This window comes from Curtobacterium sp. NPDC098951 (genome assembly GCF_044759965.1).
GTDB lineage: Bacteria > Actinomycetota > Actinomycetes > Actinomycetales > Microbacteriaceae > Curtobacterium.
This window is the reverse complement of record NZ_JBIWAG010000001.1, coordinates 650,411-666,772: the sequence shown is the minus strand read 5'-3', so window position 1 is coordinate 666,772 and position 16,362 is coordinate 650,411. Positions and strand designations below refer to the sequence as shown.

Genomic DNA, 16,362 nt, shown 5'->3' with positions numbered 1-16,362 from the left:
CACGGGTTGACGGACGGCGCACCGTGCGCGGGCGGGGCCGGCCAGGGCGGGCCAGGCAGGGCGGGACCAGGCGGGGCGGGGTAGGGGCCCGCCCCTGCGGCGGTCAGGCGGTGTGCTGCTCGGCCTTCGGGACGCCGATCTCGAGGACGCCGTCCGTCATCGTGAGGCGCTTCGGCTTCATGTACCAGGCGACGACGGCCGCCGCGGCGAGGAGGGCGCAGGACAGCGCGAACGGGAGCTGCCACCCCGAGGCGTCGATCAGCGCGCCGAAGACGATCGGCGAGATCACGCCGGCGATGCCGAACCCGGTGTTCATGAACCCCGAGGCCGTCCCGGACCACTGCGGCGCGACGTCCATCGGGATCGCCCAGAGGTTGGCGTTGCAGAGCTCGAGGAAGAAGAACGACAACGCGAGCGAGATCGTGGCGACGACGAGGCCCTGCCCGATGACCAGCGGGACGAGGCAGATGAGCGAGCCTCCGAGTCCGGTGACGAGGACGATCCTGCGGGCGTTCCGGCTGTCGCCGCCGCGGTGGATGATGCGGTCGCTGAGCATGCCGCCGACGGTGTCGCCGACGACCCCGGCGAGCAGCACGAGCGTGGTGAAGAGTGCGAACTGGCTGATCGGCAGACCGTAGGTGGAGCTGAGGAAGGTGGGGATCCAGGTGAGGAACACCCAGAGCACCCAGCCGTAGCCGAAGTCGACGAAGGTCACCGGCAGGATCTGGCGCGCGAGCGTGCGCCACGGGACGGGCGGGCGCGTCGCGCGGGTCTCGACGGGCGGGAGCTCGTCGAGCTCGACCTGCCGGATGCCGGCGGTGTCCTCGGGCTTGTCGCGGAACCAGACGAACCAGACGACGGCCCACGCGATGCTCAGCACGGCGGTCGCGAAGAACGCCCACCGCCAGCTGCCGGTCGCACCGATCACCCACGCGACCAGGAGCGGCGCGAGCGCGTTGCCGAGGCGGGCGGCCGAGTGCACGACGCCCTGCGCGAAGCCGTTGCGATCGCGGGGGATCCACCGGCTCATCGCCTGGGTGGCGGCGGGGAACGCGGCGGCCTCGCTGAGACCGAGGAGCGCGCGGGCGGCGAAGAGGGTCCAGAACCCGACCGAGAAGCCGGTCCACAGGGTCGCGACGCCCCAGACGACGGTGATGATGAAGAGGGCCTTCCGCGGTCCGAACTTCTCGGCGATCGTGCCGCCGAAGACCTGGAGCAGTGCGTACGGGAGCGCGAACGCCGAGACGATGAGTCCGGCGGTCGTCTCGTTGAAGCCGAAGTCCTCGGTGATGTGCGGGAGCGCGGTCGAGATGTTGGTGCGGTCGATGTACGAGATCGCGTACATGAAGCAGAGGAGGATGAGCACTCGTCCGCGGATGCGTCCGCGGAACGGGGTGCCCTTCGTCGGTGCGGCGGGGGTCGCCGTCGTCATGGGGCCTCTCCAGGGGAGTGAGAGCGATTCGGGTTGCTGAACGGATCGGAGGCTATGCCGGATCCCTATCAGCGGTCTTTGAGCCAGCCTGGCCTGGACGATACGCCGACGGCGAGCAGTCGGCTCCGGTGTCAGGGGTGCCGACTAGCGTTGTCGGCATGGCAGTGTCAATCGAGCCCACGCGCGCGGTCCGCCCGTTCGAGGTCATCAGCGAGTACTCGCCGAGCGGCGACCAGCCCGCGGCGATCGCCGAGCTCGCCGGCCGCATCAACGCCGGTGAGACGGACGTCGTGCTGCTCGGCGCGACCGGTACCGGCAAGTCGGCGACGACCGCCTGGCTCATCGAGCAGGTGCAGCGCCCGACGCTGGTGCTCGCACACAACAAGACCCTCGCGGCACAGCTCGCGAACGAGTTCCGGAGCCTGCTGCCGAACAACGCGGTCGAGTACTTCGTCTCGTACTACGACTACTACCAGCCCGAGGCGTACGTCCCGCAGACCGACACCTTCATCGAGAAGGACTCGTCCGTCAACGCCGAGGTCGAGCGCCTCCGACACTCGACGACCAACTCCCTGCTCAGCCGGCGGGACGTCGTCGTGGTGTCGACGGTGTCGTGCATCTACGGCCTCGGGACGCCGGAACAGTACATGAACGCCTCGGTCGCGCTCCACGTCGGCCAGACGATCTCGCGCGACCAGCTCGTCCGCAAGTTCGTCTCGATGCAGTACCAGCGCAACGACGTCGACTTCGCGCGCGGCACCTTCCGGGTCCGTGGTGACACCCTCGAGATCATCCCGATGTACGAGGAACACGCGATCCGCATCGAGATGTTCGGGGACGAGGTCGAGGCGCTCTCGTACCTGCACCCGCTGACCGGCAACGTGATCGAGGACATGCCCGCGGTGTCGATCTTCCCGGCGTCGCACTACGTCGCCGACACCGAGGTCATGCACCGCGCGATCGCCACGATCAAGGACGAGCTCGCCGAGCGGCTGACCGAGCTCGAAGGCCAGGGCAAGCTGCTCGAGGCCCAGCGCCTGCGGATGCGGACCACGTTCGACATCGAGATGATGGAGCAGATCGGCTTCTGCTCGGGCATCGAGAACTACTCCCGCCACATGGACGGCCGCGCCGCGGGAGAGCCGCCGCACTGCCTGCTCGACTTCTTCCCGGACGACCTGCTCATCGTGATCGACGAGTCGCACGTGACCGTGCCGCAGATCGGCGCGATGTACGAGGGCGACGCGTCACGCAAGCGCACCCTCGTCGAGCACGGCTTCCGACTGCCGAGCGCCCTCGACAACCGACCCCTCCGGTGGGAGGAGTTCCTCGAGCGCTCCGGCCAGAAGGTCTACCTGTCGGCGACGCCGGGTCGGTACGAACTCGGCGTGACCGACAGCGTGGTCGAGCAGATCATCCGCCCGACCGGCCTGGTCGACCCCGAGATCGTCGTGAAGCCGAGTGACGGCCAGATCGACGACCTGCTCGAGGAGATCAAGCAGCGCGTCGAGAAGGACGAGCGCGTGCTGGTCACCACGCTCACGAAGCGCATGGCCGAGGAGCTCACCGACTTCCTCGGCAACGCGGGGGTCCGCGTCCGGTACCTCCACTCCGACGTGGACACCCTGAAGCGCGTCGAACTGCTCACCGAGCTGCGCCAGGGCGTCTACGACGTGCTCGTCGGCATCAACCTGCTGCGCGAGGGGCTCGACCTGCCCGAGGTGTCGCTCGTCGCGATCCTCGACGCCGACAAGGAAGGCTTCCTGCGCTCGTCGACCTCGCTGATCCAGACGATCGGTCGCGCCGCCCGCAACGTGTCGGGTCAGGTGCTGATGTACGCCGACAAGATGACCGACTCGATGAAGACCGCGATCGAGGAGACCGACCGCCGTCGCGAGAAGCAGGTGGCGTACAACCTCGAGCGCGGCATCGACCCCCAGCCCCTGCGCAAGAAGATCGCCGACATCACGGAGATCCTGGCGCGGGAGAACGACGACACCAAGGCGCTGCTCGAGGGTCGGCCTGGTGCGGACGGTCGCCGCTCCCCGACGCCGAACCTCAAGCGGACCGGCATCGCGGGCGAAGGGGCGACCCAGCTCGAGGCCACCCTCGGGGACCTCAACGAGCAGATGCTGCAGGCCGCCGCCGAGCTGAAGTTCGAGCTGGCGGCGCGACTCCGCGACGAGGTCCAGGACCTCAAGAAGGCGCTGCGGCAGATGGAGTCCGCCGGACATGTCAACTGACGTCGGGGCGACGGTCCCGGGGCCGTCGCGGACCGTCGTGGTCACGGGAGCGAGCGCCGGCCTCGGGTACTTCGCGGCCGAGCAGCTCGCCGCGGCCGGACACCGCGTCGTGCTGGCGACCCGGGACCGCTCGCGCGCCGCAGCCGCCGAACGGAGCATCCGGCGACACGTGGACGGCGCCGACCTCGCGCACGTGCACCTCGACCTCGCGGACCTCGACAGCGTGCGTGCCGCAGCCGACGAGCTCGCGCACCTGCAGCCGGACGGCGTCGACGCGGTCGTCAACAACGCCGGCGTGGTCGGCGCGAGCACGATGCGGCGGACCGCGCAGGGGACCGAGCTCCAGGTGGGCACGAACCACCTCGGGCACTTCGCGTGGACGGCCCTGACCCTCCCGCTGCTGGAACGCCGTGCCGGACGGGTGGTGCACCTCGGCTCAATCGCGCACCGCTGGGCGCGACTCGATCCGACGGATCCACTCGGCGCGCGCCACTACTCGAGCTACCGCCAGTACGGCCGGAGCAAGCTCGCGGTCATGCTGTTCGGCTTCGAGCTGGCCGAGCGACTGGCGGATGCGGGCTCTTCGGTGGCGAGTGTCGTCGCGCACCCGGGCTTCTCGCTCGACCTGCTCTCGCCCGAGCGGACGGACGTCGCGTCGTCCCGCTCCGAGCCGGCGTGGACCCGTCCGGCGCAGCGCCTGTACGCACAGGGCAAGGACGCCGGCGCCGACCCGCTCGTGCACGCTGCAGTGGCGGACGACGTCCGCTCCGGCGAGTACTGGGGACCGTCCGGCTGGATGCAGCTCCGGGGTGCGGCGACGGTCGTCCGCGCCGAGCCACGGGCCCACGACCGCACCGAGGCCGCCCGACTCTGGGCCGCCAGCGAGCGCGCCGCAGGGGTCGCGTTCGCTCTCGACGCACTCGTCTGACCGTCCATCGCGGCCGAATGTCGGTCCCGCTTCGTAGAATCGACGACGATGACCATCACCTCTGACCGCGGAACCTCGACGTCGGGCCGGAACGCCTTCGGCGAGCCCGCAGACCTCCACATCCCCGGCGGGACGGCCCCGCACAGTACCTCGACGCTCAGCGTCCGTGGTGCGCGCGTGCACAACCTGCGCGACGTCGACCTCGAGATCCCACGCGATTCGCTCGTCGTGTTCACGGGCCTGTCCGGATCCGGCAAGTCGTCGCTCGCGTTCGACACGATCTTCGCCGAGGGGCAGCGCCGCTACGTCGAGTCGCTGTCCGCCTACGCCCGGCAGTTCCTCGGCCAGGTCGACCGGCCGGACGTCGACTTCATCGAGGGGCTCTCGCCCGCGGTGTCGATCGACCAGAAGTCGACGAACCGCAACCCGCGGTCGACCGTCGGCACCATCACCGAGGTCTACGACTACATGCGCCTGCTCTGGGCGCGCATCGGCGTGCCGCACTGCCCCGTGTGCGGCGAGGTGATCAGCAAGCAGAGCGTGCAGCAGATCGCCGATCAGCTCATGGAGTTCGAGTCGGGGACGCGCTTCCAGGTGCTCGCGCCCGTGATCTCGAAGAAGAAGGGCGAGTTCGTCGACCTCTTCCAGGAGCTCGCGGCGTCCGGCTACGCCCGCGCGATCGTCGACGGGGAGCGCATCCAGCTCAGCGACCCGCCCAAGCTCAAGAAGCAGGTCAAGCACGACATCTCGGTGATCGTGGACCGTCTCGTCGCCAACGAGGACATCCTCGGGCGTCTGACCGACTCGCTCGAGACCGCACTGCGGCTGACCGACGGCACGGTCGCGATCGACCTCGTCGACGTCGAGGGGCCCGGTGCGGTCCGGACGTACTCCGAGAACCTGTCCTGCCCGAACAACCACCCGCTGGCGCTCACCGAGATCGAGCCTCGGACCTTCTCGTTCAACGCGCCGTTCGGTGCGTGCCCCGAGTGCTCCGGCCTCGGGACCCGGATGTCGGTCGACCCGGACCTGGTCCTCGGCGACCCCGAGGCGTCCCTGCGCGACGGCGTGCTGCTGCCGTGGACCGGGACGAGCGGGCTCTACTCGTACTTCGAGAAGCTCCTCGCAGGCCTCGGCAAGGACCTCGGGTTCGATCTGGACACCCCGTGGAGCAGCCTCGACCCGTCGGTGCAGGCAGCGATCCTGACGGGCAAGGACTTCCAGGTGTCGGTCTCCTGGCGCAACCGGTTCGGCCGCGAGATGCGGTACACGAGCGGGTTCGAGGGCGTCATGCCGTACATCGAGCGCAAGTTCGCCGAGGCCGAGTCCGACTCGCAGCGGCAGCGCTTCCAGGGCTACCTGCGCGAGGTGCCCTGCCCGGTGTGCGACGGCACGCGACTGAAGCCCGAGGTCCTGGCGGTGACGGTCGACGGCCGTTCCATCGCCGACGTCACGGACATGTCACTCGACAACGCCTACGGCTTCATGGAGAGCCTCACGCTGACCGAGCGCGAGGCGCACATCGCCGCGGCCGTCCTGCGCGAGATTCGGGCGCGGCTCGAGTTCCTGCTCGAGGTCGGTCTGAACTACCTGACGCTCTCCCGCGGGGCCGGTGGCCTGTCCGGCGGCGAGGCACAGCGCATCCGCCTGGCGACCCAGATCGGTTCCGGTCTGACGGGCGTGCTCTACGTCCTCGACGAGCCGAGCATCGGGCTGCACCAGCGCGACAACCGCCGACTCATCGACACGCTCGTCAAGCTCAAGGACCTCGGCAACACGCTCATCGTCGTCGAGCACGACGAGGACACCATCCGCACGGCGGACTGGGTCGTCGACATCGGTCCGGGTGCTGGTGTGAACGGCGGCAACGTCGTGCACTCCGGTTCGTACGAGGGGATCATCGAGAACCGCGACTCGATCACCGGCGACTACCTCGCCGGTCGGCGCGCCATCGAGGTGCCGGCCGAGCGTCGGAAGGTCAACCTGAAGCGCACGATCAGCGTGCAGGGTGCGCGGGCGAACAACCTCAAGTCGATCGACGCGGACTTCCCGCTCGGTGTCTTCACCGCGGTCACGGGGGTGAGCGGCTCCGGCAAGTCGACGCTCGTCAACGACATCCTTTACAAGGTGCTCGCCAACCAGCTCAACGGCGCACGGCACATCGCGGGGAAGCACACGCGTGTGAAGGGGCTCGACCAACTCGACAAGGTCGTGCACGTCGACCAGGCGCCGATCGGCCGGACCCCGCGGTCGAACCCGGCGACCTACACCGGTGTCTTCGACCGCATCCGGCAGCTCTTCGCCGAGACGCCCGAGGCGAAGGCGCGAGGCTACCAGCCCGGTCGCTTCAGCTTCAACGTGAAGGGCGGTCGCTGCGAGAACTGCTCCGGTGACGGCACGATCAAGATCGAGATGAACTTCCTGCCGGACGTCTACGTCGCGTGCGAGGTCTGTGGCGGTGCCCGCTACAACCGCGAGACGCTGCAGGTGCACTACAAGGGCAAGGACATCTCCGAGGTCCTCGACATGCCGATCAGCGAGGCGGCCGAGTTCTTCGAGCCGATCTCCGCCATCCACCGCTACATGGCGACGCTGGTCGACGTCGGGCTCGGGTACGTGCGCCTCGGCCAGAGTGCGACGACCCTGTCCGGCGGCGAGGCGCAGCGTGTGAAGCTCGCGACCGAGCTCCAGCGACGCTCGAACGGCCGCACCGTCTACGTGCTCGACGAACCGACCACCGGTCTGCACTTCGAGGACGTCCGGAAGCTCCTGCTCGTGCTGCAGAGCCTCGTCGACAAGGGCAACACCGTCATCACGATCGAGCACAACCTCGACGTCATCAAGTCGGCCGACTGGCTCATCGACATGGGGCCGGAAGGCGGTTCGGGCGGTGGCACGGTCCTCGCGACCGGGACGCCCGAGCACGTGGCGAACGTGCCCGAGAGCCACACCGGCGTGTTCCTCAAGGAGATCTTCGACGCGCAGGACGCCCGGGTCGGCAAGGAGCAGGCCGTCGGCGCCCGGACCGCGACGCAGAAGCGTCCGAAGGCGAAGCAGAAGGCGGGTGCGCGGTAGGTGGCGGACACCGTCTCCTGGCGACCGAAGGCGGGGGAGATCCCGACCGACCCGGGCGTCTACCGCTGGCGTGACGAAGCGGGTCGGGTGCTCTACGTCGGCAAGGCGAAGAACCTCCGTGCCCGGCTGAGCAACTACTTCGCCCCACTGCCGACGCTGCACGAGCGCACCCGGCGGATGGTGCTCACGGCACGCAGCGTCGAGTGGACCACCGTCGGCTCCGAGATCGAGGCGCTGCAGCTCGAGTACACGTGGATCAAGGAGTTCGATCCGCCGTTCAACGTCAAGTTCCGTGACGACAAGTCCTACCCGTACATGGCGATCACCCTCGGTGAGGAATCTCCGCGGGTGATGGTCACACGGAACCGGAAGATCAAGGGCGCGAAGTACTTCGGGCCGTACCCGAAGATCTGGGCCGTGCACGACACGATCGACCTGATGATCAAGGTCTTCCCGATCCGCACCTGTTCGGACTCGTCCTACAAGAAGGCGATGCAGACCGGCAAGCCGTGCTTCCCGGGGCAGATCGGCAAGTGCGGCGGTCCGTGCTCGCAGAAGGTCACGATCGCCGAGCACCGTGCGATGGTCGAGGAGTTCGTCCGCTTCATGGCGAGCTACGACCGACGCGTCATCACCCAGCTCCGGCAGCGCATGGCCGCATCGGCCGACGCGATGCAGTACGAGCAGGCGGCGAAGTTCCGCGACCAGGTCGGCGCGCTCGAGGCAGTGCTCGAGAAGTCCGCGGTCGTGCTCCGCGACTCGGTCGACCTCGACCTGTTCGGCATCTCCGAGGACGAGCTCGCCGCGGCCGTGCAGCTGTTCTCGGTCCGCGGTGGGCGCATCCGCGGTGTGCGCGGATGGGTGGTCGACAAGGAGCTCGACATCTCGACCGGCGACCTCATCGAGCAGATCGTGCAGGGGCAGTACGCGACGGGCGACGAGCCTCCGCGCGAGGTGGTCGTGCCCGAACTGCCCGAGGACGCCGACGCGCTGCAACAGTGGCTCAGCGAGCGCCGCGGTGGCCGCGGGACGAAGCTCAGCACCGCCCAGCGTGGCGACCGTGCCGGGCTCGCCCGGACGGCCGCGCAGAACGCGGCGCAGGCGCTGATGCTCTACAAGACCAAGCGGTCGGCCGACTACACGACCCGGTCGGCGGCGCTGGCGGACATCCAGGACGCCCTCGGGATGACCGAGGCACCGCTCCGGATGGAGTGCTACGACATCTCGCACCTGCAGGGGACGAACGTCGTCGCGTCGATGGTCGTGTTCGAGGACGGCCTGCCACGCAAGGACCAGTACCGCCGGTACACGATCGCCGAGACCACGGACGACACCGACAGCATGTACCAGGTGCTGACCCGGCGACTCGCGCGCCTCGACGAGGACGCCGAACTGCCGGACGTGCCCGACGTCACGAGCGACGAGCTGGTCGAGGGCTCGAAGCCGACCAAGCGCTTCGCGTACCGGCCGCAGCTGTTGATCGTCGACGGCGGGCAACCGCAGGTGCAGGCGGCGAAGCGCGCGATGGACGAGGCCGGCGTGCGGGACATCGCCCTCGTCGGGATCGCGAAGCGGCTCGAGGAGCTCTGGCTGCCGGACGACGACTTCCCGGTGATCCTGCCCCGCAACTCCGAGGCGCTGTTCCTCATCCAACGGATCCGTGACGAGGCGCACCGCTTCGCGATCACGCACCAGCGGACCCGTCGCAAGCGCGACGTCCGGTCGCGGCTGTCCGAGATCCCCGGCCTCGGGCCCACCCGCGTGAACGCCCTGCTGAAGCACTTCGGATCGGTGGCGCGGCTCCGCGAGGCCACGGCGGAGGAGATCGGCGAGGTGAACGGCGTCGGCCCGGCGACGGCGGCGGCCGTGGTCAGCAAGCTCGCCCAGACCCCCACGAGCGCGCCGGAAGCGGCCGACGCCGGGTCGCCGACGAGCGCGCCGGCGACGAGCGCACCGGACGGAGTGGACGGAGACGCCATGGCAGACGCGCCGAGCGCCCCCGGCACGGCGCGCCTGCCCGAAGTGACCGACGACGGCCCGCACCTGCCCGCATGACGCGCACCGCGCCTCCCGGACGGACGACGCACGCACCGGACGGACCGGTCGGGCCCGACCAACGCCACGCACCGCACCGAACGGTCCGACGGGACGGACCGCACCGACGGCACGCATCGCACGCACCGCACCGACCGCACCCGACCGGATGACGCACCCCGAGCCCCCCGTCCGGGCGGTACCCTTGTCCCGCAGCCGAGACCTCCCCGGGCGACGCGCCCGGGCCGCCACGACGGAGCCCACTCCCAGATGACCGACAGCGACCCAGCGCCGACCCGATCGCCGCAGCAGCACGACATCCTCATCGTCACCGGCATGTCCGGAGCCGGTCGTTCGACGGTGGGGAAGGCGCTCGAAGACCTCGGCTGGTACGTGGTCGACAACCTCCCGACGCAGATGCTCGCGCCGCTCACCGAGCTCGCGGACCGCGCCGGCGAGAAGATCCCGAAGATCGCCACGGTGGTCGACGTCCGCGGCGGGCGGTTCTTCACCGACCCCGAGCAGGCCGTCGAACAGGTGCGCAAGAGTGCGTCGGCACGGGTCCGGGTGCTCTTCCTCGAGGCCACCGACGCCGTCCTGGTGCGGCGCTTCGAGCAGGTCCGGCGACCCCACCCGCTCCAGGGCGAGGACACGCTCCTCGACGGCATCGGCCGCGAACGCAGTCGGCTCGCGGCACTGCGCGAGGCATCGGACCTCGTCATCGACACGTCCGACCTGAACATCCACCAACTCGCGAACGCCGTGACCGAGCAGTTCGCCGAGGACCACTTCACCGGCGTGCAGGTGACGCTGATGAGCTTCGGGTTCAAGTACGGACTGCCCGCGGACGCCGACATGGTGGCCGACGTCCGGTTCCTCCCGAACCCGTACTGGGTCCCGGAACTCCGCCCGCACACGGGCCTCGACCGACCCGTCTCCGACTACGTCCTGGCGCAGCCCGGAGCCCGCTCGTTCGTCGAGCGCTACGCCGACGTCCTCGAGCCGGTGTTCGAGGGGTACCAGCGCGAGAACAAAAGACACGCTACGATCGCCATCGGCTGTACCGGCGGCAAGCACCGCTCGGTCGCCATCGTCGCCGAGCTGGCGAACCTCCTCCGCGGGATGCCCGACGTCGCCGTGCGTGTGAAGAACCGAGACCTCGGCCGAGAGTGACCGTCCCTCCGGCCGCTCCACACGACGTGCGCCGGGCACGCGGACCCCACCAGAAGAAACGTTAGGAATGATGCTGTGCCGTTGACTGCCGAGGTCAAGGACGAACTGGCCCGGGTCGTCGTGAACCGGAACACGGTCCGCGCCGCCGAACTCGCGACCATCCTGCGGTTCGCGGGTGGCCTGCACGTCATCTCGGGCAGGATCGCGGTCGAGGTCGAACTCGACACCCGGATCATCGTGCACCGTGTGCGCAAGGACCTCGCCGAGCTGTACGGCGTGCGGAGTGAGGCGTCGGTGGGGTCGTCCGCGTCCGCCCGTCGTGGCACCCGGTACCTCGTGCGCGTGCTCGAGGCGGGGGAGACCCTCGCCCGGCAGACGGGGCTCATGGACGCCCGTCGCCGTCCGGTCCGCGGGCTGCCGAACCGCCTCACCACGGGCAACCGTGAGGACCTCGCCGCGATCTGGCGCGGGGCGTTCCTCGCCGCCGGCACGCTGACCGACCCCGGTCGGGCGGCCGCGCTCGAGGTCACGTGCCCGGGCAACGAGGCCGCGATGGCGCTCGTCGGCGCCGCGTCGCGGCTCGGCATCGCCGCCAAGGGGCGCGAGGTCCGGGGCGTGCACCGCGTCGTCATCCGCGACGGCGAGGCCATCGGCCAGATGCTGACCGTGATGGGTGCCGCGCGCACCACCGCCGACTGGGAGGAGATGCGCCAGCGCCGCGAGGTCCGCGCGACCGCCAACCGGCTCGTCAACTTCGACGATGCGAACCTCCGCCGCTCGGCGCAGGCCGCCGTCGCCGCCTGCGCCCGGGTCGAGCGTGCGCTCGAGATCCTCGGCGACGAGGTCCCGGACCACCTCAAGTACGCCGGCTCGCTCCGTCTGGAGCACCGCGACGCGTCGCTCGACGAGCTCGGCCAGCACGCCGAGCCGCCGATGACGAAGGACGCCATCGCCGGCCGCATCCGCCGCCTGCTCGCGATGGCCGACAAGCGCGCGTCGGACCTCGGGATCCCCGGCACCGAGGCGAGTGTCCCCGAGGAGCTCGAAGGGGCCTGATCGCGGTCGCGAGACGTTCCGAGACGGGAGGCGCGGTGCCAGCTGGCACCGCGCCTCCCGTCCGTCCCGGGGGTGGTCCAGGGCGGGCGTCACGACCGTCCGGACGGACCGTCATCGCGCGCAGGCGCGCAGTGTCCGACTGCTAGGGTCGTTACGGCGACGTTACGGGGCGTATCGTCCACCACACGTGGGCCCGAAGGGCCACACGACTCCGAAAGCAGCGCCCCCTGGGCGCTCCACACCCACCAGGAGATCCATTGACCGTCAAGATCGGTATCAACGGCTTCGGCCGCATCGGCCGTAACTTCTTCCGGGCGGCCCTCGCCAAGGGCTCCGACCTCGAGATCGTGGCCGTGAACGACCTCACCGACAACGCCGCCCTCGCGAACCTGCTCAAGTTCGACTCGATCACGGGTCGTCTCGGCAAGTCCGTCGAGCTCGACGGCGACAACATCGTCGTCGACGGCAAGGCGATCAAGGTCCTCGCGGAGCGCGACCCCGCCAACCTCCCCTGGGGCGAGCTGGGTGTCGACATCGTCATCGAGTCGACCGGCTTCTTCACCAAGGCCGCCGATGCGCAGAAGCACATCGACGCGGGTGCCAAGAAGGTCATCATCTCCGCCCCGGCCACGGGTGACGACGTCACCATCGTGCTCGGCGTGAACGAGGACCAGTACGACCCGGCGAACCACAACATCATCTCGAACGCGTCCTGCACCACGAACAGCCTCGCGCCGCTCGCCAAGGTGTTCAACGACAAGTTCGGCATCGAGCGTGGCCTCATGACGACGGTGCACGCCTACACCGCCGACCAGAACCTGCAGGACGGGCCGCACAAGGACCCGCGTCGTGCCCGTGCCGCCGCGCTGAACATCGTGCCGACCTCGACCGGTGCCGCCAAGGCCATCGGCCAGGTCATGCCCGAGCTCGCCGGCAAGCTCGACGGCTTCGCGCTCCGCGTCCCGGTCCCGACCGGTTCGATCACCGACCTCACCCTCGAGACCAAGTCCGAGGTCACGGTCGACGAGATCAACGCCGCCTACAAGGAGGCCGCCGAAGGTCCCCTCAAGGGCATCCTGCTCTACAGCGAGGACCCGCTGGTGTCGACCGACATCACCACGGACCCGCACTCCTCGATCTACGACTCCGGCCTGACCAAGGTCATCGGCGGCCTCGTGAAGATCACCTCGTGGTACGACAACGAGTGGGGCTACTCGAACCGCCTCGTCGACCTCACCGAGTACGTGGGCGAGCGCCTCTAACCCATGGCGCTCCGCACCCTCGAGGACCTCGGCGACCTCGCCGGCAAGCGCGTCGTCGTCCGCTGCGATCTCAACGTCCCGCTCAAGGACGGCGTGATCACGGACGACGGCCGCGTCCGGGCGTCGCTGACCACCCTGGACACCCTGATCACCGCGGGCGCCCGCGTCATCGTGATCTCCCACCTCGGTCGCCCGGACGGCGAACCGAAGCCGGAGTTCTCGCTGGCACCGGTCGGCCAGCGGCTGTCCGAGCTGCTCGGGAAGCCGGTCACGTTCGTCGGCGAGACCGTCGGCGACGAGGCGACCGCCGCCGCCGAGGACCTCGAGGACGGCGACGTCCTGCTGCTCGAGAACCTCCGGTTCAACCCGGAGGAGACCTCGAAGGACGCCGACGTGCGGAAGGCCTTCGCGGACCGCATCGCGGCCCTCGGCGACGCCTTCGTCTCCGACGGCTTCGGGGTCGTGCACCGCAAGCAGGCATCGGTCTACGAGCTCGCATCGGCACTGCCGTCGGCCGCGGGATCGCTCATCGAGGCCGAGCTCGGCGTGCTCGAGCGCCTCACCACCTCGCCGGAGCGCCCGTACACGGTCGTCCTCGGCGGGTCCAAGGTGAGCGACAAGCTCGGCGTGATCGACCACCTCCTGCCCCAGGTCGACACCCTGTGCATCGGTGGCGGCATGCTCTTCACGTTCCTCGCGGCCCAGGGCCACGGGGTCGCGAAGTCGCTGCTCGAGCAAGACCAGCTCGACGTCGTCCGCGAGTACCTCTCGCGGGCGAAGGAGCTCGGCGTGACGATCGACCTGCCGACGGACGTCGTCGTGGCGTCCGGGTTCGCGGCCGACGCGTCGCACGAGACGGTGGCGGCCGACGCGATCGAGTCGTCGTCCTTCGGGGCGGACGGCATCGGCCTCGACATCGGCCCGGAGACGGCGGCGCGGTTCGCGTCCGCGGTGTCCTCGTCGAAGACCGTGTTCTGGAACGGCCCGATGGGCGTGTTCGAGTTCCCGGCGTTCGCCGCCGGCACGAAGACCGTCGCCACGGCCCTGACCGAGGTCGACGGCCTCGGCGTGGTCGGCGGTGGCGACTCCGCTGCGGCCGTCCGGTCGCTCGGGTTCTCGGACGACCAGTTCGGGCACATCTCGACCGGTGGCGGAGCGAGCCTCGAGTTCCTCGAGGGCAAGTCGCTGCCCGGTCTCGAAGCACTGGGGTGGTCCCGATGAGCCGTACTCCGCTGATCGCCGGCAATTGGAAGATGAACCTGGATCACCTCCAGGCCATCGCCACGGTGCAGAAGCTCGCCTGGACGCTGAAGGACGCGCGTCACGACTTCGACGACGTCGAGGTCGCGGTGTTCCCGCCCTTCACCGACCTCCGCAGCGTGCAGACGCTCATCTCGGCCGACAAGCTCCCGATCCGCTTCGGCGCGCAGGACCTCTCGCAGCACGACTCCGGTGCCTACACCGGCGACGTGTCGGGTGCGTTCCTGGCTGCACTCGACGCGCAGTACGTCATCGTCGGACACTCCGAGCGGCGCACCGTCCACGGTGAGACCGACGAGGTGGTCGCCGCGAAGACCGCCGCGGCCGTCAAGCACGGCCTCGTGCCGGTGGTCTGCGTCGGCGAGACGGGTGAGCAGCGCGAGGAGCGCGGCGCCGGTGTCGTCCCGGTCGAGCAGCTGCAGGTCGTCCTCGACGCCGTGCAGCCGTCCGAGATCGTCGTGGCGTACGAGCCGGTCTGGGCGATCGGCTCCGGCCAGGCCGCGACCGCCGAGCAGGCGCAGGACGAGTGCGCGGCGATCCGCCGTGGCATCGCCGCCGCCTGGGGGGACGAGGCCGCTGCGGCGACCCGCGTCCTCTACGGCGGTTCGGTGAAGTCGGGCAACATCGCCGGCTTCCTGCGGGAGCCCGACATCGACGGCGCGCTCGTCGGCGGCGCCTCGCTCGACGTGCAGGAGTTCGCGGCCATCGCGCGCTTCCGGCAGCACGTCGGACTCTGATCCACCGGTCACAGGCCGGTCGCCACGGTGCGGCCGGCCTGTGCCACGCCCAGCCCGAGGCACCTCGGCCGACCACCTGGCCGGTATACTCGGATGGCTGACTGACACGAAAGGTACGTCGTGGCGATTCTCTCCGTCGTGCTGCAGGTCCTGCTCGCGATAACGAGCCTCCTGCTCACGCTCCTCATCCTGCTGCACAAGGGCCGCGGTGGCGGCCTCTCCGACATGTTCGGCGGCGGCGTGACGAGCAACCTCGGGGCGTCCGGCGTCGCCGAGCGAAACCTCAACCGCATCACGGTGATCCTCGGTCTCCTCTGGATCGTGTCGATCATCGTGCTCGGTCTCATCAACAAGTTCACGGCGGGGAGCTGATCCATGGCAACCGGAGGCAGTGCAATCCGGGGTTCGCGCGTCGGCGCGGGTCCGATGGGGGAGCAGGACCGCGGGGTCCAGGCCGAGCGTGTGGCGATCTCGTACTGGGACGCCCTCGGCAACGAGGTCGTGCGGTACTTCGCCGCCGGCCTGCCCGATGACGAGATCCCCGAGACGGTGGACTCGCCGTCGACCGGGCTCCCGGCCGGTCGCGACAAGGACAACCCTCCCGTCGTCGCGAAGACCGAGCCGTACAAGACGCACCTCGCGTACGTGAAGGAGCGCCGCACCGAAGAAGAGGCGGCCCAGCTCCTCGAGGACGCGCTGCAGCAGCTCCGCCAGCGTCGCGGTACCGCGAAGTAGTCGCACACGACGTCCGAAGGCCCCCGCACCGATCCGGTGCGGGGGCCTTCGTCGTGTGGGCAGCGGTGAGCGCCTGCCGAGCCGGCGCCGAGCGCGGGTGACCGAGGTCGTAGGACGTGCCGCGCGGGCGCCGAGCGGGAGCCGAGCGGGCGCCGAGCGGGCGCCGAGCGGGCCCCGAGCGGGCGCCGAGCGGGCCCCGAGCGGGCAGGACACGCCGCGTGCGTTCCGTGAGCGGGCAGAATGCGCCGCCGGCGCACGCCGAGCGGGACGTATTTCGCCCACTCGACCCCACGAGCCCCACGAGGCGGGCCGGCCGCACGGGCCGCACCCACGAACGGACGGGAGGCGGGGGGGCCGCGGGGCCCCCCCCCCCCCCCGGCCCCGGGGGGGGGGGGGGGGCGGGGGCCCCCCCGGGGGGTGTGGGGCG

General features: G+C 70.1%; 12 protein-coding genes. 11 read left to right on the top strand and 1 reads right to left on the bottom strand.

Features of this window, described 5'->3' with window-relative positions; genetic code table 11:
- Window positions 1-103: 103 nt before the first annotated feature.
- Window positions 104-1,432 carry an MFS transporter gene (locus ACIQUC_RS03140; protein WP_402263120.1) on the bottom strand — a complete coding sequence of 443 codons (1,329 nt, stop codon included), beginning with the start codon at window positions 1,430-1,432 and terminating at the stop codon, window positions 104-106.
- 170 nt (window positions 1,433-1,602) lie between these two features.
- On the opposite strand from ACIQUC_RS03140, the gene uvrB reads away from it, so the two are divergent.
- The 11 genes from uvrB (at window position 1,603) to ACIQUC_RS03085 (ending at window position 15,935) form a co-directional block, all read left to right on the top strand.
- A complete protein-coding gene (uvrB, locus tag ACIQUC_RS03135; protein ID WP_402263817.1) occupies window positions 1,603-3,675 on the top strand; it encodes an excinuclease ABC subunit UvrB in 2,073 nt (690 codons plus the stop codon).
- Window positions 3,665-4,603 (top strand): SDR family NAD(P)-dependent oxidoreductase, encoded by a 939-nt coding sequence (locus ACIQUC_RS03130; protein ID WP_402263117.1) that lies wholly within the window; start codon window positions 3,665-3,667, stop codon window positions 4,601-4,603. The genes uvrB and ACIQUC_RS03130 overlap by 11 nt, the downstream gene beginning before the upstream one ends.
- A 48-nt stretch (window positions 4,604-4,651) precedes the next feature.
- Window positions 4,652-7,678 (top strand): excinuclease ABC subunit UvrA, encoded by a 3,027-nt coding sequence (gene uvrA, locus ACIQUC_RS03125; RefSeq protein WP_402263115.1) that lies wholly within the window; start codon window positions 4,652-4,654, stop codon window positions 7,676-7,678.
- Window positions 7,679-9,733, top strand: a complete 2,055-nt coding sequence (gene uvrC, locus ACIQUC_RS03120) for an excinuclease ABC subunit UvrC (RefSeq protein WP_402263112.1) — start codon at window positions 7,679-7,681, stop codon at window positions 9,731-9,733. It begins immediately after the preceding gene.
- Window positions 9,734-9,982: 249 nt separating this feature from the next.
- A complete protein-coding gene (gene rapZ, locus ACIQUC_RS03115; protein ID WP_402263109.1) occupies window positions 9,983-10,885 on the top strand; it encodes an RNase adapter RapZ in 903 nt (300 codons plus the stop codon).
- 75 nt (window positions 10,886-10,960) lie between these two features.
- On the top strand, window positions 10,961-11,941 hold the full coding sequence (gene whiA / locus ACIQUC_RS03110; RefSeq protein WP_022908389.1) for a DNA-binding protein WhiA: 981 nt from the start codon (window positions 10,961-10,963) through the stop codon (window positions 11,939-11,941).
- A 257-nt stretch (window positions 11,942-12,198) separates the two neighbouring features.
- Complete coding sequence (gene gap / locus ACIQUC_RS03105; protein ID WP_144749714.1) at window positions 12,199-13,203, top strand: type I glyceraldehyde-3-phosphate dehydrogenase; 1,005 nt, start codon at window positions 12,199-12,201, stop codon at window positions 13,201-13,203.
- Window positions 13,204-13,206: 3 nt separating this feature from the next.
- Window positions 13,207-14,424, top strand: coding sequence for a phosphoglycerate kinase (locus ACIQUC_RS03100; protein ID WP_402263104.1), 1,218 nt, complete (start codon window positions 13,207-13,209; stop codon window positions 14,422-14,424).
- Complete coding sequence (tpiA, locus tag ACIQUC_RS03095) at window positions 14,421-15,200, top strand: triose-phosphate isomerase (protein ID WP_402263101.1); 780 nt, start codon at window positions 14,421-14,423, stop codon at window positions 15,198-15,200. The genes ACIQUC_RS03100 and tpiA overlap by 4 nt, the downstream gene beginning before the upstream one ends.
- Window positions 15,201-15,320: 120 nt before the next feature.
- Window positions 15,321-15,572 (top strand): preprotein translocase subunit SecG, encoded by a 252-nt coding sequence (secG, locus tag ACIQUC_RS03090; RefSeq protein WP_056124375.1) that lies wholly within the window; start codon window positions 15,321-15,323, stop codon window positions 15,570-15,572.
- A 3-nt stretch (window positions 15,573-15,575) separates the two neighbouring features.
- Complete coding sequence (locus tag ACIQUC_RS03085; protein WP_402263098.1) at window positions 15,576-15,935, top strand: RNA polymerase-binding protein RbpA; 360 nt, start codon at window positions 15,576-15,578, stop codon at window positions 15,933-15,935.
- Window positions 15,936-16,362: the final 427 nt, after the last annotated feature.